The organism is Pseudoalteromonas sp. 20-MNA-CIBAN-0454 (genome assembly GCF_040308685.1).
Taxonomy (GTDB): domain Bacteria; phylum Pseudomonadota; class Gammaproteobacteria; order Enterobacterales; family Alteromonadaceae; genus Pseudoalteromonas; species Pseudoalteromonas nigrifaciens.
In genome coordinates this window covers 1-273 of sequence record NZ_JBEOOB010000166.1, presented here as the reverse complement: position 1 = coordinate 273, position 273 = coordinate 1, and the positions used below count along the sequence as shown (strand labels likewise).

Genomic DNA, 273 nt, shown 5'->3' with positions numbered 1-273 from the left:
CATCAATAGTGATACCTGGACCCATAGTGCTAGACAAGGTGATTTTCTTAATGAAGGTACCTTTAGACGTAGCAGGTTTAGCACGTTTTAGATCTGTGATTAATGCTTCAGCATTTTGAATAACTTGCTCAGCAGTGAAACCAACTTGACCAATAGTAGTATGAATGATACCCGCTTTGTCTACACGATACTGTGCTTGACCAGCTTTAGCATTTTTCACAGCTTCAGCAACGTTAGGCGTTACTGTACCAACTTTTGGGTTAGGCATCAGGC

General features: G+C 41.4%; 1 pseudogene. It reads right to left on the bottom strand.

From position 1 onward, the window contains the following. Positions 1 to 273: pseudogene (rplA, locus tag AAEZ22_RS18385) on the bottom strand (50S ribosomal protein L1); the annotation flags it as partial.